Source organism: Cobetia sp. SIMBA_158 (assembly GCF_046566945.1).
GTDB classification, from domain to species: Bacteria; Pseudomonadota; Gammaproteobacteria; order Pseudomonadales; family Halomonadaceae; genus Cobetia; species Cobetia amphilecti.
Map to the genome: position 1 here is coordinate 229,879 of NZ_JAWJYL010000005.1, position 25,862 is coordinate 255,740.

The 25,862-nt window shown below is 62.3% G+C and carries 23 protein-coding genes; 21 read left to right on the plus strand and 2 right to left on the minus strand.

Annotation, left to right across the window (positions count from 1 at the left end):
- Positions 1–3: 3 nt before the first annotated feature.
- From mnmG to rluF, 17 genes are all read left to right on the plus strand, one after another.
- Positions 4–1,926, plus strand: a complete 1,923-nt coding sequence (gene mnmG / locus R2R70_RS10370; protein ID WP_153636725.1) for a tRNA uridine-5-carboxymethylaminomethyl(34) synthesis enzyme MnmG — start codon at positions 4–6, stop codon at positions 1,924–1,926.
- Positions 1,923–2,573: a 16S rRNA (guanine(527)-N(7))-methyltransferase RsmG gene (rsmG, locus tag R2R70_RS10375; protein WP_410977946.1), complete on the plus strand. Its 651-nt coding sequence runs from the start codon at positions 1,923–1,925 to the stop codon at positions 2,571–2,573. Before mnmG ends, rsmG begins: the two co-directional genes overlap by 4 nt.
- 149 nt (positions 2,574–2,722) lie before the next feature.
- Positions 2,723–3,490 (plus strand): ParA family protein, encoded by a 768-nt coding sequence (locus R2R70_RS10380; protein WP_043331702.1) that lies wholly within the window; start codon positions 2,723–2,725, stop codon positions 3,488–3,490.
- A gap of 18 nt (positions 3,491–3,508) precedes the next feature.
- Complete coding sequence (locus R2R70_RS10385; protein ID WP_410977947.1) at positions 3,509–4,456, plus strand: ParB/RepB/Spo0J family partition protein; 948 nt, start codon at positions 3,509–3,511, stop codon at positions 4,454–4,456.
- A 444-nt stretch (positions 4,457–4,900) separates the two neighbouring features.
- A complete protein-coding gene (locus R2R70_RS10390) occupies positions 4,901–5,266 on the plus strand; it encodes an ATP synthase subunit I (protein WP_253063615.1) in 366 nt (121 codons plus the stop codon).
- A gap of 9 nt (positions 5,267–5,275) precedes the next feature.
- Complete coding sequence (atpB, locus tag R2R70_RS10395; RefSeq protein WP_043331706.1) at positions 5,276–6,139, plus strand: F0F1 ATP synthase subunit A; 864 nt, start codon at positions 5,276–5,278, stop codon at positions 6,137–6,139.
- A 101-nt stretch (positions 6,140–6,240) separates the two neighbouring features.
- Positions 6,241–6,489, plus strand: a complete 249-nt coding sequence (atpE, locus tag R2R70_RS10400; RefSeq protein WP_011508579.1) for a F0F1 ATP synthase subunit C — start codon at positions 6,241–6,243, stop codon at positions 6,487–6,489.
- Positions 6,490–6,553: 64 nt separating this feature from the next.
- Complete coding sequence (locus R2R70_RS10405) at positions 6,554–7,024, plus strand: F0F1 ATP synthase subunit B (protein WP_043331708.1); 471 nt, start codon at positions 6,554–6,556, stop codon at positions 7,022–7,024.
- 13 nt (positions 7,025–7,037) lie between these two features.
- Positions 7,038–7,580 (plus strand): F0F1 ATP synthase subunit delta, encoded by a 543-nt coding sequence (locus R2R70_RS10410; protein WP_043331710.1) that lies wholly within the window; start codon positions 7,038–7,040, stop codon positions 7,578–7,580.
- A 16-nt stretch (positions 7,581–7,596) separates the two neighbouring features.
- A complete protein-coding gene (atpA, locus tag R2R70_RS10415; RefSeq protein ID WP_043331712.1) occupies positions 7,597–9,141 on the plus strand; it encodes a F0F1 ATP synthase subunit alpha in 1,545 nt (514 codons plus the stop codon).
- A gap of 67 nt (positions 9,142–9,208) precedes the next feature.
- Positions 9,209–10,075: a F0F1 ATP synthase subunit gamma gene (gene atpG / locus R2R70_RS10420; protein ID WP_043331714.1), complete on the plus strand. Its 867-nt coding sequence runs from the start codon at positions 9,209–9,211 to the stop codon at positions 10,073–10,075.
- 56 nt (positions 10,076–10,131) lie between these two features.
- A complete protein-coding gene (gene atpD, locus R2R70_RS10425; RefSeq protein WP_043331716.1) occupies positions 10,132–11,505 on the plus strand; it encodes a F0F1 ATP synthase subunit beta in 1,374 nt (457 codons plus the stop codon).
- Between the two features lie 29 nt (positions 11,506–11,534).
- A complete protein-coding gene (locus tag R2R70_RS10430) occupies positions 11,535–11,957 on the plus strand; it encodes a F0F1 ATP synthase subunit epsilon (RefSeq protein ID WP_410977948.1) in 423 nt (140 codons plus the stop codon).
- A gap of 326 nt (positions 11,958–12,283) precedes the next feature.
- Entirely contained in the window at positions 12,284–13,654 is a 1,371-nt protein-coding gene (gene glmU, locus R2R70_RS10435) for a bifunctional UDP-N-acetylglucosamine diphosphorylase/glucosamine-1-phosphate N-acetyltransferase GlmU (RefSeq protein WP_131431063.1), read from the plus strand.
- A gap of 208 nt (positions 13,655–13,862) precedes the next feature.
- Positions 13,863–14,642, plus strand: a complete 780-nt coding sequence (locus R2R70_RS10440) for a DeoR/GlpR family DNA-binding transcription regulator (protein WP_043331724.1) — start codon at positions 13,863–13,865, stop codon at positions 14,640–14,642.
- An 11-nt stretch (positions 14,643–14,653) separates the two neighbouring features.
- The gene (gene glmS / locus R2R70_RS10445) at positions 14,654–16,501 is read left to right on the plus strand and encodes a glutamine--fructose-6-phosphate transaminase (isomerizing) (protein WP_043331725.1); all 1,848 of its coding nucleotides are present in this window, start codon (positions 14,654–14,656) and stop codon (positions 16,499–16,501) included.
- A gap of 169 nt (positions 16,502–16,670) precedes the next feature.
- Positions 16,671–18,041: a 23S rRNA pseudouridine(2604) synthase RluF gene (gene rluF / locus R2R70_RS10450; protein ID WP_410977949.1), complete on the plus strand. Its 1,371-nt coding sequence runs from the start codon at positions 16,671–16,673 to the stop codon at positions 18,039–18,041.
- Here rluF and R2R70_RS10455 read toward each other — a convergent pair.
- Positions 18,038–18,724 (minus strand): YitT family protein, encoded by a 687-nt coding sequence (locus R2R70_RS10455; RefSeq protein WP_084589236.1) that lies wholly within the window; start codon positions 18,722–18,724, stop codon positions 18,038–18,040. The genes rluF and R2R70_RS10455 overlap by 4 nt on opposite strands.
- A 230-nt stretch (positions 18,725–18,954) precedes the next feature.
- Here R2R70_RS10455 and R2R70_RS10460 point away from each other — a divergent pair, with 230 nt between their 5' ends.
- The gene (locus tag R2R70_RS10460; protein ID WP_410977950.1) at positions 18,955–19,857 is read left to right on the plus strand and encodes a DUF72 domain-containing protein; all 903 of its coding nucleotides are present in this window, start codon (positions 18,955–18,957) and stop codon (positions 19,855–19,857) included.
- A gap of 350 nt (positions 19,858–20,207) precedes the next feature.
- Positions 20,208–21,575 carry a sodium-dependent transporter gene (locus R2R70_RS10465; RefSeq protein WP_410977951.1) on the plus strand — a complete coding sequence of 456 codons (1,368 nt, stop codon included), beginning with the start codon at positions 20,208–20,210 and terminating at the stop codon, positions 21,573–21,575.
- Positions 21,576–22,190: 615 nt separating this feature from the next.
- Here the strand turns inward: R2R70_RS10465 and R2R70_RS10470 are convergent.
- Positions 22,191–22,415: a PA3496 family putative envelope integrity protein gene (locus R2R70_RS10470; protein WP_043331728.1), complete on the minus strand. Its 225-nt coding sequence runs from the start codon at positions 22,413–22,415 to the stop codon at positions 22,191–22,193.
- 166 nt (positions 22,416–22,581) lie between these two features.
- Here R2R70_RS10470 and hexR point away from each other — a divergent pair, with 166 nt between their 5' ends.
- Both hexR and uvrD read left to right on the plus strand, forming a co-directional pair.
- Positions 22,582–23,448: a transcriptional regulator HexR gene (gene hexR / locus R2R70_RS10475; protein ID WP_043331730.1), complete on the plus strand. Its 867-nt coding sequence runs from the start codon at positions 22,582–22,584 to the stop codon at positions 23,446–23,448.
- Between the two features lie 173 nt (positions 23,449–23,621).
- Positions 23,622–25,844 (plus strand): DNA helicase II, encoded by a 2,223-nt coding sequence (gene uvrD, locus R2R70_RS10480; RefSeq protein WP_043331731.1) that lies wholly within the window; start codon positions 23,622–23,624, stop codon positions 25,842–25,844.
- Positions 25,845–25,862: the final 18 nt, after the last annotated feature.

The window sequence follows — 25,862 nt, forward strand, 5'->3', positions numbered from 1 at the left end:
AACGTGGATTACCCGAACCGCTTTGACGTGATCGTCATCGGCGGCGGTCATGCCGGTACGGAAGCCGCACTGGCTGCTGCCCGCATGGGCCGTCAGACCCTGCTGCTGACCCATAACATCGAGACGCTGGGCCAGATGTCCTGCAATCCCGCCATCGGCGGGATCGGCAAGAGCCATCTGGTCAAGGAGATCGATGCGCTGGGCGGTGCCATGGGCCTGGCCACCGACATGGCGGGTATCCAGTTCCGCACCCTGAATGCCCGCAAGGGGCCGGCAGTACGTGCCACTCGTGCACAGGCTGACCGGGCGCTGTACAAGGCCGCGATCCGCAACGTGTTGGAAAACCAGCCGAACCTGACGCTGTTCCAGCAGGGCGCGGAAGACCTGATCGTCGAAGGCGAGACCGTGCGGGGTGTCGTCACCCAGACCGGGATCCGCTTCCACGCCACCACGGTGGTGCTGGCGACCGGGACCTTCCTCGGCGGCGTGATCCACATCGGTCTGGACAACCATGCCGGTGGCCGTGCCGGTGATCCCCCCGCCAATGGCCTGGCATCGCGTCTGCGTGAACTGCCGTTCCGGGTCGATCGCCTCAAGACCGGCACCCCGCCGCGCATCGATGCCAAGAGCGTCGACTTCAGCAAGATGGAAGCCCAGCCGGGCGACACGCCGCGTCCGGTGATGTCCTACATGGGCAGCCGTGAGATGCAGCCGGAGCAGGTCAACTGCTACATCACGCACACCAACGAGCGCACTCACGAGATCATCTTCGCCAATCTCGATCGCTCGCCGATGTACTCCGGCGTCATCGATGGCATCGGGCCGCGTTACTGCCCGTCCATCGAGGACAAGGTGCATCGCTTCGCCGACAAGAACAGCCACCAGGTCTTCATCGAGCCGGAAGGCCTGAATACCCATGAGCTGTATCCCAACGGCATCTCCACCTCGCTGCCCTTCGATACGCAGCTCGAGGTGGTGCGCTCGATCCGTGGCATGGAGAACGCGCATATCACGCGTCCCGGCTACGCCATCGAGTACGATTTCTTCAATCCCCAGGACCTGCATCACTCCCTGGAGACGCGTTTCATCAAGAACCTGTACTTCGCCGGTCAGATCAACGGCACCACCGGCTATGAAGAAGCCGGTGCCCAGGGGCTGCTGGCGGGCGTCAATGCCGCCTTGCGCGCCACTGACGACGAGTCCTGGCATCCGCTGCGTGACGAGGCCTATACCGGTGTAATGGTCGATGACCTGATCACCCTCGGCACGCGCGAGCCGTACCGCATGTTCACCTCGCGTGCCGAATATCGCCTGCTGCTGCGTGAGGACAATGCCGATCTGCGTCTGACCGCCAAGGGCCGCGAGCTGGGCCTGATCGATGACGCCCGCTGGGAAGCCTTCGATCGCAAGCGTGAAGCCATCGCCCGCGAGACCGCGCGTCTCGAGAGCACCTGGCTGACGCCGAAGAGCCCGGAACTGGCCCCGTTGAGCGACAAGCTCAGCTCGCCGCTCAAGCGCGAGGCCAGCCTGATGGAGCTGCTCAAGCGTCCGGAGCTCGAGTATCCGGATGTGGCAGGCCTGAAAGGGGAAGGGGTCGACGACTGGCGCATCGCCGAACAGGTGCAGATCACTGCCAAGTACGCAGGCTATATCCAGCGTCAGCAGGAAGAGATCGATCGCCTGCGCCGTCACGAGCACACCGAACTGCCGACCAGCCTCGATTATGATTCCGTCGATGGTCTCTCCAACGAGATCAAGCAGAAGCTCAACGAAGCGCGCCCGGCGACGCTGGCCCAGGCCGGTCGCATTTCCGGTGTCACGCCGGCAGCTGTCTCTATCCTGTTGATTCACTTGAAGAAGCGTCAGCTGATCAAGGCGGAGACACCCGCAGATGCCGCAACGACTGACACGGGAGTCGCGCAATGAGCCAGACGCTCAACGAGACACAGCGTGAACGTTGCGCTCAGCTGCTCAGTCGTGGTGCCAGCGCCATGGGAGTGGCGCTGAGCGAGGAACAGCACGCCCAGCTGATGACGTTCCTGGTGCTGTTGCACAAGTGGAATCGCGCCTATAACCTCACCGCGGTACGTGAGCCGGAGGCGATGGTGACTCGCCATCTGCTAGATAGCCTCAGTGTGCTGCCTTATATCAGTGGGCCACGCCTTCTGGATGTCGGCGCCGGCCCGGGCCTGCCCAGCATCGTGATCGCGATCATGCGTCCCGACATCGCCGTCGTGCCGCTGGATTCGAATGGCAAGAAGGTGCGCTTCCAGATTCAGGCCGGCCATGAACTGGGCCTCAAGAATCTGAGCCCGACCCAGGTACGCATCGAAGCCTATGATGGCGCGCCGTTCGAGCAGATCATCTCGCGTGCCTTCGCCGATACCGATGCCTTCGTCAATCTGTCGGCGGCCCTGCTCGCCGAGGGCGGCGAATGGCTGGCCATGAAAGGGCGCATCCCCAGTGATGAGATTGCCCGCCTGCCGATGGGTGTCTCGCTGGTCGAGACATTGGTGCTGGAAGTGCCGGGCGAGGAAGGGGAGCGTCACCTTCTGCGCCTCAAGCGCGACTGATAAAGCGCCTCAAGGCGTGCGCAGGGATTGTGCCGGGCACAAAAGGCAGGCAGCCTGATGTTTTCACGAGGGCAGATCATTGATCTGTCCTCGTGAGCATGTGGCTGGTGCCAATGGCCCCGCTTCTCAAGGAACCAAGGAAGTCGCTCGTGACCAAGATCATCGCGCTGACCAACCAGAAGGGTGGCGTCGGCAAGACCACCACTGCCGTCAATCTGGCGGCGTCGCTGGCGGCACTCGATCGCCGCGTTCTGCTGATCGATCTCGACCCGCAGGGCCATGCCACCATGGGCAGCGGCATCGACAAGCACGACCTCGAAGGCAGCGTGCTGGATGTGCTGCTGGGTGAGCTGCGTGCCAGTGACGTGATTCTCGATTGTCCCGATGCCGGCTACGCCCTGTTGCCCGGCAATGGCGACCTTACCGCCGCCGAGGTCGATCTTCTCGGTGTCGAGGGGCGTGAGCGCCGCCTCACGGAAGCTCTGGCGCCGATCGCCGCAGAATATGACGTGGTACTGATCGACTGCCCGCCCTCGCTCAACATGTTGACCGTCAATGCCCTGACCGCCGCCCATGGCGTGCTGATCCCGCTGCAGTGCGAGTTCTATGCACTGGAAGGTCTGTCAGCGCTGCTCGATACCGTCGAGCAGATTCAAGGCAACGTGAATCCGGCCCTCGACGTGTTCGGGATCGTGCGTACCATGTACGACGCTCGCAACAGTCTGACCCGCGATGTCAGCAAGCAACTTTCCGATTACTTTGGCGATACCCTGATCAAGGCAACCATTCCGCGCAACGTGCGGGTGGCGGAAGCGCCGAGCCACGGCCTGCCGGTGACCAAGTATGCGCGTCTGTCGCGTGGCAGCCAGGCCTATCGGGTGCTCGCCAAGGAATTGATTCGTCGTCTCTCGCTGTAACTTCACCGAGGAAGGTCCATGACGCGTAAGCGTGCCCTGGGAAGGGGCCTGGATGCCCTGATTGGCGCCGGAAACCGCCGCCGCCATGTCGAAGCCGATATAGAAGCTGTCGATGGCGACTCCATCGATGCGTCACCGGATGCCGCGCTGGCCGCGAATCCGGCCGCTGCCACGGCGGAATTGCCCAGCGAGCGCCTCGAGCGCCTGCCGCTCGGGCAGCTGCAGCGTGGCAAGTATCAGCCACGGCGTGACATTCAGCCGGAAGCGCTCGAGGAGCTGGCGGATTCCATCCGGGCTCAAGGCGTGATGCAGCCCATCGTGGTGCGGCCGGTGGGGGAGGGGCGCTACGAGATCATCGCCGGCGAGCGCCGCTGGCGTGCCTCGCAGCTGGCGGAGCTGGATACCATCCCCGCCGTCGTCCGCGAAGGCATCAGCGATGAGATCGCGCTTGCGCTGGCATTGATCGAGAACATCCAGCGCGAGAATCTCAATCCGGTCGAGGAAGCGCTGGCGCTCAAGCGCCTGCTCGAGGAATTCGAGCTGACCCAGCAGCAGGTGGGCGACGCCGTCGGGCGTTCACGCGCCCAGGTCACCAACCTGCTGCGACTGCTGACGCTGGAACAGGAAGTGCAGACCCTGCTGGAGCGCGGTGAGCTCGACATGGGGCACGCGCGTGCCCTGATCGGCCTGACCCCGGCACGTCAGCGCAAGCTGGCCCATGAAGTCGTCGAGCGCGAGCTGACCGTGCGCCAGACCGAAGCGCTGGTGAAAAGCGTGCAGAAGGGTGAGCAGCCCAAGCCGGCACCGGCACGACCGGACGCCGACATCCAGCGTCTGGAAACGCGCCTCTCGGAGCAACTGGGCGCCGCCGTCAATATCCGTCACGGCAAGAGCGGCAAGGGCAAGGTCACCATCTCCTACACCAGTCTGGATGAGCTGGACGGCATTCTCGGCCATATCCACTAGTGGGTGAGCAGGGGAGGGCTGACCGTGCGTCACACCTCCCCTGGCGGCAATTTTCCGCATGACGGATCACGATCCTCTTTCGCGCCCCTGTGACTCATTGTCGCAGGGGCGCGAAATGCATCTGACATTCAAGATATTGAAGGATGTTGCTGACGTCAGGTTGTGATTCATGCAACCCTGTGTCGCTCGCACCGCAAGCGACTGTCAACGTAAGCAAACTGTCATCGGTTTCCCGCAAGATAGTGAGGCTTTGGTCGTAAGCTTGCGAAAGATCAAGGAATTTAGCTTGTCGTTTGGTTGATGGCGGTGAAGCGCTCCCCTATAATCCGGCGAGTTTGCTCCCGGGCTGTGTCCAGCGCAGCGCCAGAAATGGCGAAGGCCATCATTGCGAGACACAGGTCCAAGATGCACAAGACGACACCCGCTGCTCTACAACGCCCTCAGGTGGCTCGATTGCTCTGGGGCCAGGCGCTGGTCATCGTGATTGCCGTCTTGCTGGCGGGAGTTATGAAAGGCAGTGGTGCGGCGCTTTCCGCGCTGTGTGGTGGGCTGGTCTGCCTGCTGCCCAATCTGTTTTTCGCCTGGCGTTCACTGCGTGTGACCGGTGCACGCTACGCCCAGGCAATGGTCAAGGCCTTCTATCAGGCCGAGGCCGGTAAGTTCGGTTTGACGGCCGTATTGTTTGCGTTCTTCTTCATTGCAGTGCCGCCCTCAAACCCCGCTTTATTTTTTTGCGCTTACGTGGCGGCAATGGCGGTTCACTGGCTGGGCCCCTGGCTGGTGAAGCGAACACCGTACACACGAACCTGAGGCAGAGTCATGGCAGGCACCAACCCGAGTCCCTCCGAATATATTCAGCACCACCTGCAGAATCTGACGTACGGCAACCACCCGGAACACGGATGGTCACTGGCGCACAGCGCTCAGGAAGCGGCCGACATGGGATTCTGGGCCATTCACCTGGATACCATGGGCTGGTCCATCGGTCTGGGCCTGATCTTCCTGTGCCTGTTCCGCAAGGTCGCCAAGTCCGCCACCACTGGCGTTCCCAGCGGTCTGCAGAACTTCGTCGAATTGATGGTCGAGTTCGTCGATCAGTCCGTGCGTGAGACCTTCCACGGTCGTTCACGCCTGATCGCACCGCTGTCACTGACGATCTTCTGCTGGATCTTCCTGATGAACCTGATGGACTTGATCCCCGTCGACTGGCTGCCTGGCGTTGCTGCCAAGGTCGGTGAGATGTTCGGCGCCGATCCGGCTCACGTGTTCTTCAAGGTGGTGCCGTCCACTGACATCAATGCCACGCTGGGCATGTCACTGTCCGTGTTCGCGCTGATCATCTTCTATTCCATTCGCGTCAAGGGCCTCAAGGGTTTCCTGGCCGAACTGACGCTGCACCCGTTCAACACCCCGAACAAGCTGGCACAGATCGCGCTTATTCCGGTCAACTTCCTGCTTGAGTTCGTGACGCTGATCGCCAAGCCGATCTCTCTGGCGCTGCGTCTGTTCGGTAACATGTATGCAGGCGAGCTGATCTTCATCCTGATCTCGCTGGTCGGTATCTGGCAGCTGCCCCTGCACTTCCCGTGGGCGGTCTTCCATATCCTGGTCATCACCCTGCAGGCATTCATCTTCATGATGCTGACCATCGTCTACCTGAGCATGGCCAGCGAAGACCACTGATGTAATTCGCCCCACGCCATCCGTGGCGTGGGGCAAGATTTCCGAGCTCTGCTCACACCCTCAACCCTTGACTTAAACTTGACTAAAACTGGAGTTCCACAATGGAAGCACAAGTTCTTGGCATGACCGCTATCGCCGTCTCCCTGCTGATCGGCCTGGGCGCCCTGGGCACCGCCATCGGTTTCGGTATCCTCGGTGGCAAGTTCCTGGAAGGCGCAGCGCGTCAGCCGGAAATGATCCCGCAGCTGCAGGTCAAGATGTTCATCGTCGCTGGTCTGCTGGATGCCGTGACCATGATCGGTGTTGGTATCGCGCTGTTCTTCACCTTCGCCAACCCGTTTGTCGGTTAAACATCGGCTGGCCTCCGGCCTACCGTGTTTTTGACCCAACAATCGTGAAGCGAGAGGTGCTGGCGTGAATCTGAACTTAACCCTGATTGGTCAGGCCATCGCCTTTGCGGTCTTCGTTTATTTCTGCATGAAGTATGTCTGGCCGCCGGTCACACAGGCTCTGGCAGAACGTCAGAAGAAGATTGCAGATGGTCTGGATGCTGCCAGCCGTGCTACCCGTGACCTCGAACTGGCGCAGGAAAAAGCCACCGAGACTCTGCGGGAAAGCAAGGATGAAGCAGCACGCATCATTGAGCAGACCCATAAGCGCTCCAACCAGATGATCGAGGAAGCACGTGAAACTGCACGTGCGGAAGGCGAGCGTCTCGTTGCGCAGGCCCGTGCCGAAATCTCCCAGGAGATCAACCAGGCCAAGGACGAGCTCCGTGGTCAGGTCGCTGCTCTTGCAGTGGTCGGCGCCGAGCGCATCCTGGAATCCTCCATCGACGAAGCCAAGCACCGCGAGCTGATTGACAAGCTCGCTGCCGAGCTCTGAGGAGACTGATTCCATGGCTGAAACGTCTACCTCCACCGCGGCTCGCCCGTACGCCAAGGCGGCGTTCGAGTTTGCACGCGGCCAGCAGGCGCTAGAGGCCTGGTCCGGCATGTTGTCGACAGCGGCACTCGTCGCTGTCGACGCAAACGTCAAGGCGGTGCTCGACAACCCCAAGCTCTCCACCGAGCACAAGGTTGGCACCTTCCTGGACGTGTGCGGTGAGGCGCTGGATGACAGCGCCCGCAACTTCATCCGGACTCTCGGTGAGCAGGACCGCCTTGCGGCCCTGCCCTCCGTGGCCGAATTGTTCGAGGCCCAGAAGGCCGAGCAGGAACAGCGTGTCGAGGTGACCCTGGTGTCTGCCTTTGCACTGGAGAGTGAGCAGGAAGAAAAGCTCGCCACTGCCCTGCGCAAGCGTCTGAACCGCGACATCTCCATTACCACTCAGGTGGATAGTACGCTGCTCGGCGGCGTCATCATCCGTGCCGGAGATACCGTCATTGACGGCTCCGTGCGCGGCAAGCTGGCCCGGCTTTCCGAAGCACTGAACTCCTGAGTCCGAGGGACATGGCATGCAGCAACTGAATCCTTCCGAGATCAGCGACATCATCAAGCAGCGTATCGAAAAGCTTGACGTCGCATCCGAAGCCCGTAATCAGGGCACCATCGTCAGCGTCTCCGACGGCATCGTGCAGATCCACGGCCTCGCAGACGTCATGTTCGGTGAGATGATTGAATTCCCGGGTGGCGTCTTTGGTATGGCGCTTAACCTTGAGCGCGACAGCGTCGGTGCTGTCGTTCTGGGTGACTACCTCCAGCTCGAAGAGGGCATGACCGCGCAGTGCACCGGTCGTATCCTCGAAGTGCCGGTAGGCCCGGAAATGGTCGGCCGTGTGGTCGACGCGCTGGGTAACCCGATTGACGGCAAAGGCCCGATCGACGCCAAGCTGACTGACGCGGTTGAGAAGGTCGCTCCGGGCGTCATCGCCCGTGAGCCGGTCGACCAGCCGGTGCAGACAGGTCTGAAGTCCATCGATGCCATGGTGCCGATCGGTCGTGGTCAGCGCGAGCTGATCATCGGTGACCGTCAGATTGGTAAGTCCGCCATCGCGATTGATGCCATCATCAATCAGAAGGGCAAGGGCATTACCTGCGTCTACGTCGCCGTCGGCCAGAAGCAGTCCACCATTGCCAACGTCGTGCGCAAGCTCGAAGAGCACGGTGCGATGGAACACACCATCATCGTCGCTGCTGGCGCTTCCGACCCGGCTGCCATGCTGTTCCTGGCACCGTACGCCGGTTGCACCATGGGTGAGTACTTCCGCGACCGCGGTGAAGACGCGATGATCGTCTATGACGATCTGACCAAGCAGGCATGGGCGTATCGTCAGATCTCCCTGCTGCTCAAGCGTCCGCCGGGCCGTGAAGCCTACCCGGGTGACGTCTTCTATCTCCACTCCCGTCTGCTTGAGCGTTCCGCACGCGTCAACGCCGATTATGTCGAGCAGTTCACCAAGGGTGAAGTGAAAGGCAAGACCGGCTCCCTGACTGCGCTGCCGATCATCGAGACCCAGGGTGGCGACGTGTCTGCGTTCGTTCCGACCAACGTGATCTCCATCACCGACGGTCAGATCTTCCTCGAGACCAGCCTGTTCAACTCCGGTATCCGTCCGTCCATCAACGCGGGTCTGTCTGTTTCCCGTGTCGGTGGTGCTGCTCAGACCAAGATCATCAAGAAGTTGGGTGGTGGTGTGCGTCTGGCACTGGCTCAGTACCGTGAGCTGGCAGCTTTCTCCCAGTTCGCCTCTGATCTGGACGAAGCGACCCGCAAGCAGCTCGAGCATGGTCAGCGTGTCACCGAGCTGATGAAGCAGAAGCAGTACTCTCCGATGTCCGTGGCCGACATGGCGATCTCGCTGTTCGCGGCCAACGAAGGCTACCTGGATGACGTCGACGTCGCCAAGGTGCTGGGCTTCGAGAAGGCGCTGCTGGACTTCATGCGCTCCGAGCACGCGGATCTTCTGGACAAGATCAATCAGTCCGGCGGCTACGATGACGAGATCAAGAATGGTCTCAAGGCTGGCGTCGAGAAGTTCAAGGCGACTCAAAGCTGGTAAGTGGCATGGCCCGGCCAGTTCGGGCCCTGTCGTTTCCCTTCGGGTGGCATGAATAAGGCAGATCGCTATGGCAGCTGCAAAAGAGATTCGCTCCCAGATCGGGAGCATCAAAAATACGCAAAAGATCACCAGCGCCATGGAAATGGTGGCTGCGTCCAAGATGCGTAAAGCGCAGGATCGCATGGCGGCCAGCCAGCCTTATGCTCATCAGATCCGCAAGGTTGTAGGACACATCGCCCGGGCCAACCCGGAATATCGCCATCCGTATCTGATGGAACGCGATGTGAAGCGTGTCGGTTATATCGTGGTCTCCAGTGATCGCGGCCTGTGTGGTGGCCTGAACGCCAATCTGTTCAAGGCTGTCACCAAGCATGCGAAGAGCTGGCGCGACCAGGGTGTCGAGGTGGACTTCTGTGCCCTCGGCTCCAAGGCCGGTACCTTCTTCCGCAACTACGGTGGCAACCTGCTTGCCGCCAAGTCCGGTCTCGGGGATTCCCCGGGTACCCAGGATCTGATCGGTAGCGTCAAGGCCATGCTGGACGCATTCGACGAGGGCAGCCTCGACCGTCTGTACGTGGTGTTCAACGAGTTCGTCAACACCATGACGCAGAAGCCGGTCGTGCGTCAGCTGCTTCCTCTCGAAGCTGATCTGAATGACGAAGAAACCGGTCCCACTACATGGGACTACCTGTATGAGCCGGATGCCGTCTCGTTGCTCGACAAGCTGCTCAAGCGCTATGTCGAGGCCCAGGTCTACCAGGCCGTGGTCGAGAACATCGCCTGCGAACAGGCAGCGCGAATGATCGCAATGAAGAGTGCGACCGATAACGCCGGCGACCTGATCGACGACCTTCAGCTGGTCTACAACAAGGCCCGCCAGGCAGCGATCACTCAGGAAATCTCCGAGATCGTATCCGGTGCCGCCGCCGTCTGATGACAGCGTGGCAACAGGCAAGCAGGTTTCAATCGCAGGTTTAAGAGGAACCAGGAATGAGCGGACGTATCGTACAAATCATCGGCGCGGTGATTGACGTCGAGTTTCCGCGGGACGCAGTGCCCAAGGTCTACGACGCCCTGAACGTCGCCGATAGCGAGACCGTACTCGAAGTCCAGCAGCAGCTGGGCGACGGCGTGGTCCGTACTATCGCAATGGGTTCGACCGAAGGCCTCAAGCGCAGTCTCGCAGTTGAGAGCACCGGTGCTCCGATCTCCGTGCCGGTCGGCACGGCGACTCTGGGTCGCATCATGAACGTGCTGGGTCAGCCGATCGACGAAGCTGGCGACGTGGGTGCTGAAGAGCACATGCCGATTCACCGTGCAGCCCCGAGCTTCGCGGAACAGGCAGCGTCCAACGAGCTTCTGGAAACCGGCATCAAGGTCATCGACCTGGTCTGCCCGTTCGCCAAGGGCGGCAAGGTCGGTCTGTTCGGCGGCGCCGGTGTCGGCAAGACCGTCAACATGATGGAGCTGATCCGCAACATCGCCACCGAGCACAGCGGTTATTCCGTGTTCGCGGGCGTGGGTGAGCGTACTCGTGAAGGTAACGATTTCTTCCACGAAATGAAGGAATCCAACGTTCTCGACAAGGTTGCCTTGGTCTATGGCCAGATGAACGAGCCGCCGGGTAACCGTCTGCGCGTGGCACTGACCGGTCTGACCATCGCCGAGAAGTTCCGTGACGAAGGTCGTGACGTTCTGCTGTTCGTCGACAACATCTATCGTTACACCCTGGCGGGGACCGAAGTGTCCGCACTGCTGGGTCGTATGCCGTCCGCGGTAGGTTATCAGCCGACTCTGGCGGAAGAGATGGGCGTCCTGCAGGAACGCATCACTTCTACCAAGACTGGCTCGATCACTTCCGTGCAGGCCGTTTACGTCCCCGCGGATGACTTGACCGATCCGTCTCCGGCGACCACCTTCTCGCACCTTGACGCGACTGTCGTACTGTCCCGTCAGATTGCCGAGCTGGGTATCTATCCGGCCGTTGACCCGCTCGACTCCACCTCTCGTCAGCTCGACCCGCTGGTCGTTGGCGAAGAGCACTACAACACTGCCCGTAACGTTCAGGGTGTGTTGCAGCGCTACAAGGAGCTGAAAGACATCATCGCCATCCTCGGGATGGACGAGCTGTCTGACGAAGACAAGCAGACCGTGGCACGTGCGCGCAAGATCCAGCGCTTCCTGTCACAGCCGTTCTTCGTTGCGGAAATCTTCACCGGCGCGCCGGGCAAGTACGTGTCCCTCAAGGACACCATCCGCGGCTTCCAGGGTATCCTGGACGGCGAATATGACGCACTGCCGGAGCAGGCGTTCTACATGGTCGGCACCATCGACGAAGCTGTCGAGAAAGCCAAGGGCATGTAATTTCCCTGTTCAGGCATGAGGAAACAGGTATGGCTATGAGCGTCCATTGCGACATCGTCAGCGCTGAGAAAGGCATCTTTTCCGGCCTGGTCGAGCGTCTCGTGGCTGCCGGCAGCGAAGGTGACCTCGGCATCATGCCGAGTCACGCTCCGCTGCTGACCGAGCTGCAACCCGGCCCGATTCGCGTTCAGCGTCAGGGTGGGGCCGAGGAAATCTACTACGTCAGTGGCGGATTCCTCGAAGTGCAGCCGAACCTCGTTTCAGTCCTCGCCGACACCGCAGTACGTGCCGACGATCTGGATGAGGCGGCAGCCCAGGAAGCCAAGGAAGTGGCCTTGAAGGCCATGAACGACCAGGCTTCCGAACTGGAATACTCACGCGCCACGGCCGAACTGGCCGAGGCGATGGCCAAGCTGCGCACCGTGCAGCAGATGCGTCGTCACACGCGCTGAGATGCACTGGGCCATGACGGCCAGTGACAGGAAAGAGGCGACCTTCGGGTCGCCTTTTTTTGTGCTCGTCACCAGGGGATTACCCGTCTGCCACTGGGGCAGCCTGGCGCGATTCAGGGCTGAGCGTGCTCATTCGCCAGTGCCTTGAGTACTGAGCCGCTTGGCTGAGAGCTCTTGCGGGAGCACTGCTACTTTCTCGGGTCTGTTCTCGGCGACAGTCCCGTGGGTAAACCTCGTCACTGGCAGGTCACGGATCAGCTGCTATCATGGCGCCACTATTTTCAGGGCTTCAGGTATGAAGACCCGCTTTCTACAGGAGTTCACCGATGAGCAGCGCAGAGCGTACCGACGTCGTCATTCTTGCCGCAGGCCAGGGCACCCGCATGCGTTCCAAATTGCCGAAGGTGCTGCACCCGTTGGCAGGCAAGGCGATGGTGCGTCATGTGGCTGACACCGCTGCAGGCCTGGACGGTGCGCATCTGAATGTCGTCATCGGTCATGGTGGTGAGCGCGTCCAGCAGCAGCTGGCCGATACCGGTGCCAGCTTCGCGGTGCAGGCAGAGCAGAAGGGCACCGGTCACGCCGTGGCCCAGTCACTCGACGCCATCGGTGATGGCAAGGTGCTGATCCTGTATGGCGATGTGCCGCTGATTCGTCGCGAGACCCTCGAAGCGCTGCTGGCCGAAGTCAGTGAGCAGACTCTGGGCCTGCTGACGGTGATTCTGGAAGACCCGACAGGCTATGGCCGTATCGTGCGTGACGCCGAAGGCCGCGTCAGCGCCATCGTCGAGCACAAGGATGCCACGCCGGAGCAGCTGGCCATCCAGGAAGGCAACACCGGTATCCTCGCCACCACCGGTGCCCAGCTCAAGCGCTGGCTGCCGGCGCTGTCCGCCGACAATGCCCAGGGCGAGTACTACCTGACCGACATCATCGCCATGGCAGCCAGCGAAGGCGTCAACATCGCCACCGCCCAGCCGGCGGCGGTCGAGGAAGTGCAAGGCGTCAACAACCGCCTGCAGCTGGCCGATCTCGAGCGTGCCTTCCAGCGTCGTGAGGCCAACCGCCTGATGACCGAAGGCGCCAGCCTGGCCGATCCGTCACGCATCGACGTGCGCGGCAATCTGACCATCGGCACTGACATCAGCATCGATGTCGGCTGCATCTTCGAAGGCGACGTCACCCTGGCGGATGATGTGGTCATCGGCGCCCACTGCGTGATCCGCAATGCCACCATCGGTGCCGGCGCCAACATCGCGCCGCACAGCGTCATCGACGGCGCCGTGCTGGAAGGCGACAACAATGTCGGTCCGTTCGCGCGTCTGCGTCCGGGCACCGAGCTTGCGCGTGGCGCACGCATCGGCAACTTCGTCGAGACCAAGAATGCCCAGGTCGGTGTCGATGCCAAGATCAATCACCTGAGCTATGTCGGCGATGCCACCCTCGGTGAGGCCGTCAATGTCGGCGCCGGCACCATCACCTGCAACTACGATGGTGCCAACAAGTTCCGCACCGAAATCGGCGCCAATGCCTTCATCGGCTCCAACTCGGCGCTGGTGGCACCGCTCAAGATCGGTGCCGGTGCCACCGTGGGTGCCGGTTCTACCTTGAGCCGCGATGTCGCCGAGGGCGCGCTGAGCGTGGCGCGTGGCAAGCGTATCGACAAGCCGGAATGGCCGCGTCCGACCAAGAAGTGATCGGCAGCTGTGGTAGCGATGCTTGCCCCTGAGGGGAGATGAGCATCACCGGCGGGGAGGCACCGACAGGTGTCTCCCCGTTTTTCGTCACGGCCGGTTGTACTGGACGGCCTGCCGGGAGTGAATCGTCTCATCCTCAAGCGCCTTTCACTTGATGTTTCGATTCATCTCTCTTATCTTTCGGTTCGAAACTTTATGGGGATCCCCGATGTCAAAGCGACTGACACCACAACGGCGTCACCAGATCCTTGATCAGCTGGCGCGTGACGGTGAGGTCAGTGTCGAGGCACTGGCGCGGGAGCTTGCCACCTCGGAGGTCACCATCCGCAAGGACCTGGCCTTCCTCGAGAAGAGTGGCCTGCTGCTCAGACGCTATGGCGGCGCCGTGGCCATGCCGCGTGAGCTGCTGGTGCATGACGAGCCGGTCAGCGCCGCCAAGCAGGCCATCGCCCGTCTCGCCGCGAGCCGTATCCGCGCGCACCAGCGCATCATCATCGACAGCGGCACCACCACGGTGGTGTTGATTCCCGAGCTCAAGGGCCGGGATGACCTGATCGTGATGACCAACTCGCTGAGCGTGGCCAATGCCATCCGCGAGCTGGAAAACGAGCCGGTGCTGCTGATGACCGGTGGCACCTGGGACCCGCACTCCGATTCCTTCCAGGGTCAGGTGGCGGAGCAGGTGCTGCGCAGCTATGACTTTGATCAGGTGTTTCTCGGCGCGGATGGTCTCGATCTCGAGCGTGGCACCACCACCTTCAACGAGCTGATCGGCCTGTCGCGCGTGATGGCCGAGGTGTCGCGTGAAGTGGTGGTGATGGCGGAATCCCACAAGCTGGGCCGCCGCATTCCCAACCTGGAGCTGGCCTGGTCCAGCGTCAGTACCCTGATAACCGATGACGCGTTGCCTGATGCTGCGCGTGACCAGATTCGTGCTCATGGCGTCGAGGTGTTGATCGCCCCGCTCATCGAGCCAGCAACTGCATAAGGAGATCGCTCATGTGTGGCATCGTCGGCGCCGTCGCCAGTCGTAACGTCCAGAACATCCTGCTCGAGGGCCTGCACCGCCTCGAATACCGTGGCTACGACAGTGCGGGCATGGCCGTCCTCTCCGAAGAAGGTCGCCTGAACCGCGTGCGCGCGCTGGGCAAGGTCGGGGCGCTGCAGAGCCGCCTCGAGGAAGCTCCGCTCAAGGGCCGTGTCGGCATCGCGCACACCCGCTGGGCCACCCATGGCGCACCGAGCGAAGCCAATGCCCACCCGCACCAGTCCGGCGATAGCCTGGCCGTGGTCCACAACGGCATCATCGAGAATTACGAGACACTCAAGCGCGAGCTGGAAGGTCAGGGTTATGTCTTCACCTCCGAGACGGACACCGAGGTGGTCGCCCACCTGCTGGCGCGGGAATACACCCTGAGTCAGGACCTTCTGACCGCGGTGCAGAAAGCCGTGGCGCTGCTCGATGGCGCCTTCGCGCTGGGCGTGGTGCATCGTGCCCAGCCGGACGTGCTGATCGGCGCGCGTCAGGGCAGCCCGCTGGTGATCGGTGTCGGGATCGACGAGCACTTCCTGGCCTCCGATCAGCTGGCGCTGCTACAGGTCACCGATCGCTTCATCTACCTGAAGGAAGGCGATCTGGTGCGCATGACCGCCGAGCAGATCGAGATCTTCGAGCAGGGCGAGCGTCTGGTCACCGAGGCCAACGAGCGTCCGGTGCAGACCTTCGAGCACGCACAGGATGCCGCTTCCAAGGGCGATTATCGTCACTTCATGCTCAAGGAAATCCATGAGCAGTCGCGTGTGCTGGCCGCCACGCTGGAAGGCCGCCTGAACGGTGATCACGTGCTGGTGCGCAGCTTCGGCAGCGAGGCGGAAAACCTCTTCCGCCAGGTCAAGCAGGTGCAGATCGTCGCCTGTGGTACCAGCTACCACGCCGGCATGGTCGCGCGTTACTGGATCGAGCGCCTGGCCGGCATTCCGGCGGCGGTCGAGGTTGCCTCCGAGTTCCGCTACCGTCCGGTGGTGGTCGCCGATGGCACCCTGTTCGTCACTCTGTCCCAGTCCGGCGAGACCGCCGATACGCTGTCCGCGCTGCGTTATGCCCAGTCGCTGGGTGGCTTCCTCGGCAGTCTGGCGATCTGCAACGTCCCGGGCAGCTCGCTGGTGCGGGAGTCAGACCTCAGCCTGATGACCATGGCCGGCCCGGAAATCGGCGTCGCCTCCACCAAGGCCTTCACCACCCAGCTGGTCGGCCTGATGCTGCTGACACTGTCGCTGCGTCGTGTGCGTGGCGGTGATGAGGCCGGTGAAGCCGAGGTGGTGCGCGAGCTGCGTCAGCTGCCGTCGCTGGTCACCAAGGCACTGGCCATGGACAGCGAGATCGAGCGTCTCTCCGAGGCCTTCGCCGACAAGCACAATGCGCTGTTCCTCGGGCGTGGTACCCAGTTCCCCATCGCACTGGAAGGCGCGCTCAAGCTCAAGGAAATCTCCTACATCCACGCCGAGGCCTATCCGGCGGGTGAGCTGAAACACGGCCCGCTGGCACTGGTCGATGCCGACATGCCGGTAGTGGCGGTGGCACCGAACGACGAGCTGCTCGAGAAGCTCAAGTCGAACCTGCAGGAAGTGCGCGCGCGTGGCGGCGAGCTTTACGTGTTCGCTGATGAGAACATCAGCCTTGAAGAGAGCGAAGGCGTGCGCGTGCTGCGCATGCCGCATGTCAGCGAAGTGCTGGCGCCGATTCTCTACACCCTGCCGCTGCAGCTGCTGTCCTATCACGTCGCCGTGCTCAAGGGCACCGATGTCGATCAGCCGCGCAACCTGGCCAAGAGTGTCACGGTCGAGTAATTTGCGATGCAAGACTGCTGCGCCATATCTGGCGCAGCAGCAGATGAGCCCAGTCTCATTGTGCCAACGGCAGCCTCAGGGCTGCCGTTTTTGGTATCCTGTGCGCCTGCCTTCTTATCCCCTTCCGTCCGCTGCGCGTTCATCGCCCGGCGCACGCACGTGACCTGCCATGACTGATCGCGACGCATCGCTTACCCGCCTCAACAAGTTCATCAGCGAAACGGGCTTCTGCTCGCGGCGCGAGGCGGATCGCTACATCGCCGAAGGACGAGTGACCATCAATGGTGTCGTGCCCGAAATGGGCACCAAGGTCGCGCCGGGCGATGAGGTGCTGGTCAATGGCAAGCCATTGAAAGCCAAGCAGGAAGCGGTCTACCTGGCCTTCAACAAGCCGGTGGGCATCACCTGTACCACCGAGCGCCATGTCGATGGCAACATCATCGATTACATCGGTCATCCCAAGCGCATCTTCCCGATCGGTCGCCTCGACAAGCCCTCCGATGGCCTGATCTTCCTGACCAGTGACGGCGATATCGTCAACAAGATCCTGCGTGCCGGCAATGCCCATGAGAAGGAATACGTGGTGCGGGTCGACAAACCGATCAACGGCGACTTCCTCAAGCGCATGGCCGCTGGCGTGCCGATTCTGGACACCATCACCCAGCCGTGTCGCATCGAGCAGATCTCGACCTATGTGTTCCGCATCATCCTGACCCAGGGCCTCAACCGTCAGATCCGTCGCATGTGTGAGGCGCTGGGCTATGAGGTCTTCAAGCTCAAGCGGGTGCGCATCATGAATGTCAGCCTGGACGGGCTGGGAGTCGGCGAATGGCGGTATCTCACCCAGCGCGAGATGGCGGATATCCAGCAGATGATCGAGGGCTCCAGCGGCACTGAGGAAGCCTCGCGCCTGGCGGCGGCACCGCCTCCTTCCCAGCATGCGACGGCCGCGCGCCATCAGCGCGCCGCCCAGGATACGGACGCTGGCCGGCGTAGCGGGACTCGACGTCATGAGGGCGGCAAGAGCGGATCCGGCCAGCGCGACACACGTCAGCGCAGTTCAGATCAGCGCAGCCCTGATAAACGCGAGCCACGTCAGCGCGGTGCTGATCAACGCCATGCGGGCCAGCGTTCAGGCGCTTCTCAGGCAGGGGCCAAGCAGGCAGGAGCCAAGCAAGAGGGTGCAGGGCGTCGCGAGCGTTCTGACGAGCGCACCACGGGGCGTGGCAATCAGGAAGGCAGAAGCGACGGCAGGAATTCCAGCAGGAATGCCACCAAGAGTGCGGGCGGCGCCGGCAAGCTCGCCAGCGGACTCAAGCCGCGCACGCGTGGCAATGCCAGTGATGGCCGCAATGAGCGGGGCGCGGCCAACAGCAAGGGCTCTGTCAACAAGGGCTCTGCCAACAGCAAGACCTCTGCCAACAAGGGCGGCAGCAGCAAGAGTTACGGCAACACGAGCTCGGGGAAAAACAGCTCGGCCGGCAAGGGCGCCTCGTACAAGGGTCGCGGTTCCTCCAATGGGGGGCGCGGTCGCCGCTAGTGAGCCGTCTGCACCTGCTTGTCATGCGCCGGCGAGGCAGGCTGTGCGGTATGAGGCGTGCGGCGATGATAGCGGCCCAGCACGAAGGACAGTGTCGCGAATGCCAGCGCCGAACAGATGACCTGTGGCCAGGGGTAGACCAGCGCGGCGATCGCGATCAGCAGCAGGTCGAAGGCGAAGGTGGTGCGACCGGCATGGATGCCGAAGCGTCGCTCCAGATGTAGTGCCAGAATATTCAGGCCGCCCAGCGAGGCGTTCTCGCGAAACAGTAGCGTGATGCCCAGGCCGATCAACAGGCCTGCGGCAATCGCCGCGACCGGCAGGCTGACGGCGCCCAGCGGCAAGCTGACCGCCAGCACATCGGACAGCACGGAGAGCAGGCTGACGCAGCCCAGCGTGCGCAGGGTGAAATTCAGCCCCAGCTGTTTCCAGGCCAGGCCGTAGAAGGGCAGGTTGATCAGGAAGAACAGGCTGCCGAAGCTCAGTGCTGTCAGGTCGGCACCCAGCAACGACATGCCGGCAGTGCCACTGACCAGCAGGCCACCGGCCTGCAGCAGGCGTACGCCGAGCGCCACCAGCAGGCAGCCCTCGATGAGCGTGATCAGGCTGCGCAGGGTGATGGCATTTGCCGCGCGAGAGCGGCTGCCGCTGGCGCGCAGAATGAGTCGTTGGAAAGCAGTCATGACAGGCTCCGGGGTATGGGCAGTCAACAAGAGTGTCTTCCGGCGCGGCTTGTGGCTGGCAGGAAGCGGAGTCAGGGCGGTGGGTGGACCGCCTAATGACGTGTCATGCAGGATGCGGACCATAGCACGCCGTGATGACAGTTTTTATTGTGCTTACGTCGCTCTGGCAGACGATATTCTTCGGCTTGTTGGCTATTTGACCCTTATATTCCTCTAGTTCTGGCCTCTTCATGCACCATTTTCATGCAGCCTCCGCACCGTCGGATGCCTCGCACTCGGCGGGGCATCTTCATCTCGGACTCGCGATGTGGGCCAATGACGACTGGCGCGGCAGCCTGCTGCCGGGCAGCGGCCCGCGGGAACATCTGGCGGATTACGCCCGGGTCTTCGATAGCGTCGAGGGCAATACCAGCTTCTATGCCCAACCCACGCCTGCTGCCATCGCCAGCTGGGCACGTCAGGCGCCGGCCAATTTTCGCTTCTGCTTCAAGTTGCCGGGCCGACTGACTCATGAATTGCGCCTGCAGGGCATCGAGCAGGAGCTGGCGGATTTTCTCGATTGCCTGGCGCCGATAAAGGACCGCCTCGGTCCGATCATGATTCAGCTGCCGCGTGACCTCGGGGCGGAAGTCCTGCCACGCCTCGAGCAATTCCTGCAGTCGGTGAAGGGAGCAGGGCTTGCCTGGTCGGTGGAGCCCCGCGACCCGGTATTCTTCGCCAAGGGCGAGGCGGAACGACAGTTGAATCGCTTGTTGATAACTCACGCAGTCGATCGCGTGATGCTGGATGTGCGTCCACTCTTCAGTGGCCCTACCACCGCACATCCGGGCCTTGCGGTGGCGCGCTCGGAAAAGCCTCACCGCCCATTGCATGTGTTCTCCAGCGGACAACATCCCGTGGTGCGCTTCATCGGTCATTACGATGAAGCTACCAACCGGGCACTGTTCGCTCCCTGGGTAGAGCGACTTTTCTTGTGGATAAGTCAGGGGAAAAGTCCGTTCCTCTTCGTGCATACACCGGACAACAAGGCAGCACCCGCGCTGGCACGCCTGTTGGCCAACCAGGTGCTGGCGAAACTGGACCGCCCCTTGATCGGGGCCTTTCCGGGAGAGGGGCAGGGCAGCCTGTTCTGACGCTCCACCTGGCCGTGAGGTTTCTCCTGTGAGGCCATGGTCTGATGGTGGCTTGCTGGCAGATGGCCCCTCAATCGAGTAGCTTTAGCCACATGTTGCCGTTACCGCGGCGATATTTACCGGAGATGGGCAGTCTGCCCGTTCCGGCGTGCCTATCGGCACTTGCCTGTCATTCCCCACGACCTACCCGGTCGGCGTGAATGCCGGGAGCACCACAGCAGTGATCCTGCGACGCCATCGTGTTGGCCACGGATGATCCGTCCGCATTGGCAGCATGATGCAACAAGCACAACAAGGTGCCCGAAGTCGCTACCAGCGACTGGCACCCTCGCGACGAATCAGGGATTCACATGTCATCCAAACCGCATTCCCACGCACAGTGGTCTTCTCGCCTGGCCTTTACCCTGGCTGCCGTCGGTTCATCCGTCGGTCTGGGCAATATCTGGAAATTCCCCTACATGACAGGTGAGAGCGGCGGCGGTGCCTTCGTCCTCGTCTATCTGATCTGCATCCTGCTGATCGGTCTGCCGATCCTGATGTCGGAATGGCTGCTGGGTCGCCTGGGGCAGAAGAACCCCATCTCGACCATGAGCCACATCAGTGCCCGGCTCAAACGCAGTCCCGCCTGGGTCTTGATCGGGGTAGCCGGCGTGCTCGGCGCCTACCTGATCCTGTCCTTCTACAGCGTCATCGGCGGCTGGGCGCTGGCCTTCATCGCCGACGCGGCCAGCGGCAGTTTCGAAACCCTGACCTCTGAGACGGCCGGTAGCCTGTTCGGCGGTCTGCTGGGGGACCCGACCACACTGCTGGCCTGGCACAGTGCCTTCATGCTGATGGTGATCCTGGTCGTGGCCGGCGGGGTCGCCGGTGGCCTGGAGCGTGCCGCCAAGATCCTGATGCCGCTGCTGGCGGTGATGTTGATCGTGCTGGTCGGCTACGCCGCCACCACCGATGGCTTCGCTGATGCGGCCGCCTGGCTGCTGACGCCGGACTTCTCCAAGCTCGACAAGGATGGCGTGCTGGCGGCCATGGGGCATGCCTTCTTCACCCTGTCACTGGGCATGGGCATCATGATGGCCTACGGCTCCTACCTGTCCGATGACGTCAACATCGGGCGTACCGCGCTGGTCGTGGTGGTGCTGGATACCGTCATTGCCCTGCTGGCCGGTCTGGCCATCTTCCCGGTGGTGTTCTCCAACGGTCTCGACGCCGCCGCGGGCCCGGGCCTGATCTTCCAGACCCTGCCGCTGGCCTTCGGCCACATGCCGGGCGGTGAAGTCTTCGGCGTGGTGTTCTTCGTGCTGCTGGTATTCGCGGCCTGGACCTCGGGCATCTCGCTGCTGGAGCCCATCGTCGAATGGCTGGAAGAGAAGACGCCGATGTCGCGCGTCGGCTCGGCCTGGGTCGCGGGTATCGCCACCTGGCTGCTGGGCATCGCCACCATCCTGTCCTTCAACCTGTGGAGTGACGTGGCGCCGCTGGGCATGTTCGCCAAGTTCGAAGGCATGACCATCTTCGACCTGCTCGACTACGCGACCAGCAAGCTGATGCTGCCGCTGACCGGTCTGGCGACCATCGTCTTCGTCGGCTGGTTCATGGGCCGTGACGAAGTGCGCAGCCAGCTCAACATGAGCGACTCGGCCTTCTCGCTGTGGAGCTTCGTGGCGCGCTATATCGCCCCGATCGGTGTGGTCGTGGTGTTCGCGTCCAGCCTGTAGGTCTCGTGAGATCTCGAGAGATATAGAGAGATCTCGTGAAACACTTGCCATGACATGCCTCAGGCCTGTCATGGCAGGCAATGCGAAAGGCCCGCCATCCGGCGGGCCTTTCCTGTTTCTGAGCCTGGAGAATCTCAACCCGGTCGCGCGCTTGCCTGGCAGGCGTCATGGCTGGGTAGCGCTGCGTTGCGTGGCCGTTGTCTGTCATTCGTTTGACGTAGAAGATTCATCCTTTTCGAGAGGAAAAGTCGCCATCAGGCGTGAGCCTGGTTTCAGGTATTGAGAGGCGCATGGCGGCGGATACGCACTGAAATGGTGCATCAAGGATGATGGCGGCACGCGATAGAGGAGAAATGTGACAAACAAAAGAAGAGCGGTGGGGCGGAAAATGAGGTGAGAAAAAACGAATATTTCGGGATTGATGAGCAGGACACCGGGCATGACAGCGAAGAAGGCACTTCAGTCAGGGGTGATGATGCTGAAATTGCGCGAGAGGGGGGTACGACCATGCTCGAAAGAGATGGTGGAGGGTGCCGCATGGAGCCCGAACCCTGGCGGATCAGAGCGTGAAAACATCACTGATCGGCGGGGAGCGTATCGCCTCCCCGCCTGGAATCAGTGGGTGTCGATATCGCTTTCAGTATCCATTTCCAGCACTTCGATGTCGCTTAAATCCTCGCTTAGGCGCTTGATTTCGTTGTGCAATTCTATTCCACGACGGGCGCGGAGATGGCGGACTGCGCTTTGTTTCTTGCGGGCCTGATGTTCGTCGGCACCGAGAGTCATGAAAATATCGAGAAGCTCTTTCTTGAGCGTATCTACCTGCTCTGAATTACGCATGATTCGACCTCCATGGCATCCAAAGGATGTGGGCTTTCACTGGCGCCACACCGTTTTACTATAGCTCACTTGACAAAATTGTGACTATAGCCTGCCTGTGCAGGCGACACCCCTGGGGGGATGACGTAAGCTCAGGCATGCCCATGAAGTCTGCAAGGAGTGTGCCGTGAGCCATGCCATCTTCGACGACCTGAGGAGCCGGATGGAGAATTTCCGCCGCTCTGAACAAAAGGTCGCACGCTATGTCCTTCGCCATCCGGAGGAAGTGATTCACATGCGGATCGTCGATCTGGCCAGCGAGTCATCGGTCAGTGAGCCGACGGTCGTGCGTTTCTGTCGGGCAATGGGCTTTGCCGGCTTTCAGGATTTCAAGCTGCAGCTAGCGCAACGCCTCGCCACCGGCACCCAGTTCGCCCAGTTCTCCATGAATGACTCCGACAGCGTGGCCGAGTTCTCGCACTCGCTGTTCGATTCCACCATCGGCACCCTGCTGTCGGTGCGTGACCGCCTGGACGCCGAAGCCGTCGCGCGCGCCATCCACTCGCTGGCCTCCGCCAGCCGGGTCGAGTTCTACGGCTATGGTGCCTCGGGCGCCGTGGCTCACGATGCCCAGCACAAGTTCTTCCGCCTGCAGATCTCCACCGCCGCCTACACCGACCCGCACATGCAGAACATGTCAGCGGTGACGCTGGGGCCGCGCGACGTGGTGGTGGCCATCTCCCAGACCGGCCGCACCAAGGCGCTGATCGCCAGCGTGCGTCTGGCGCGGGACGCCGGCGCGACCGTCATCGGGCTGTGCCCGAGTGGCTCGCCACTGGCGGATGAAGTCACGCTGCCGCTGCACATCGATGTGCACGAAGACACCGAGATCTACACCCCGATGAGCTCGCGTATCGCGCACCTGGTGATCGTCGATACGCTGGCGGTCGGTGTCGCCAAGGCGCGCGGACCCAAGCTCAAGGAGCAGCTGGAGGCGGTCAAGAAGAGCCTCGCCACCCTGCGCATCGACGACCACGACTTCGATACCCACTGAGCACCGCCCGGGCATCATCTGTCTTGAAGGCAAGTGCAAGGTACGTATGTGCAAGGAAGGCCGGCGCGGGGAAGAGCAGGGCAGGCCGCTGTGATAAGGTGGATGCCTGAACAGGGGCAGCGAATCTCACGCTGCTCCGCTCCTCGACTCCTCTGCCCTGTGGTGAGCCCTGCATGTCCGAATCGCCCCTCCTCGATCACCTCAACACGCATCAGCGTGAGGCCGTGTCCGCGCCGCCGGGCAACATGCTGGTACTGGCGGGGGCCGGTTCCGGCAAGACCCGCGTGCTGGTTCACCGCATCGCCTGGTTGATGGACCAATATCAGTTCTCGCCCTACGCCATCCTGTCGGTGACCTTCACCAACAAGGCCTCGCGGGAGATGCGCACGCGTCTCGAGGCGCTCAATGGCAGCAGCCTGCGCCATATGTGGGTCGGCACCTTCCACTCCATCAGTCACCGTCTGCTGCGCACCCACTGGCAGGAGGCGCGCCTGCCCGAGCACTTCCAGATCATCGACAGCGATGACCAGCTGCGCATGGTCAAGCGGCTGCTCAAGGAGCACAACGTCGATGACGAGCGCTGGCCGCCCAAGCAGGTCCAGTACTTCATCGCCGGCTGCAAGGAGGAAGGTCTGCGCGCCCATCAGGTGCAGACCCATGGCGATGCCTACATGGGCAAGATGGTCGAGATGTATGAGCTCTATCAGCTCGCCTGTGAACGCGGCGGCCTGGTCGATTTCGGTGAGCTGCTGCTGCGCTCGCTGGAGCTGCTGCGCGATACGCCGCACCTGCTGGCGCATTACCGCGAGCGCTTCGCCCACCTGCTGGTCGACGAGTTCCAGGATACCAACACCCTGCAGTACGCCTGGCTGAAGCTGCTGGCCGGTGATCGCGAGTGCATGACCGTGGTCGGCGATGATGACCAGTCCATCTACGGCTGGCGTGGCGCGCGGGTCGAGAACATCCAGCGCTTCACCGAGGAGTTCGCCAACACCCGCGTGGTGCGTCTGGAACAGAACTACCGCTCCTCCAGCGCCATTCTGGAGGCCGCCAACGCCCTGATCAGCCACAACGGCGGGCGCATGGGCAAGGAGCTGTGGACCGACAGCGGCCGCGGCGAGCGCATTCGTGTCTATGCCGGCTTCAATGACATCGACGAGTCGCGCTACATCGCCGACACCATCCGTGAACTGGTCAATGAGCATGGCTACAGCCGCGACGAGATCGCGATCCTGTATCGCTCCAACGCCCAGTCACGCGTGCTGGAGGAGACGCTGATCCGCCAGGGCATGCCGTATCGCATCTATGGCGGCCAGCGCTTCTACGAGCGTCTCGAGATCAAGAACGCGCTCGCCTATCTGCGCCTGATGAACAACCGCGAGGACGATGCCGCCCTGGAGCGCGTGATCAACGTGCCGGCGCGTGGCATCGGCATGCGCACCGTCGAGCAGCTGCGCGAGCGCGCACGCTACGGCAACCTGACCATGTGGCAGGCGATGAGCGATGCGGTCTCCGATGGCGCCCTCAAGGGACGCGCCGCCACCGCCGTGCGAGCCTTCGCTGACATCATCGATGGCCTCGACAACGACACCGCCGGCATGGCGCTGCATGAGCTGGTCGAGCACGTCATCCACGTCTCCGGCCTGCGTGAGCATCACGCCGCCGAGAAGGGCGAGAAGGGCCAGGCGCGCCTCGAGAACCTCTCGGAGCTGGTCAACGCCTGCCGTGCCTTCAGTCAGGGCGAGCGCATGGACCCGGAAGCCCCCAGCGAAGGGGCCGAGGCGCTGGAGCCCTTCCTCGCCGAAGCCGCGCTGGATGCCGGCGATCACGAAGCCGCCGAAGGCGAGGAATGCGTGCAGATGATGACGCTGCACTCCGCCAAGGGGCTCGAATTCCCGGTGGTATTCGTCGCCGGGGTCGAGGAGGGGCTGTTCCCGCACAAGATGTCGCTGGAAGAGCCGGGGCGTCTCGAGGAAGAGCGTCGCCTGTGCTACGTCGGTGTCACCCGCGCCATGCAGCGCCTCTACCTGACCTACGCCGAGCTGCGTCGCATGCACGGCAAGGAGACCTTCCAGCGGCCGTCGCGCTTCCTGCGTGAGCTGCCGGAAGAGCTGATGGAAGAGGTGCGTCTGCGTGGCCAGGTCTCGCGTCCGGTCTCGACCCAGCGCGCCACGCCGAATCGCCGTCCTTCCGGTCCGCGTCAGGAGAGTGTCGAGGCCAATGGCGACATGCCGGCACTCTCGCTCGGCAGCCTGGTGCGGCATCCGCTGTTCGGGGAAGGCGTGGTCATCAATGCCGAAGGCCAGGGCGAGCGTGCGCGCGTGCAGATCAGCTTCGAGGGCGAAGGCGACAAGTGGCTGGTGCTGGGCTTTGCCAAGCTGGAAGTGCTGAGCTGATCCTGCATTGATGGCAGA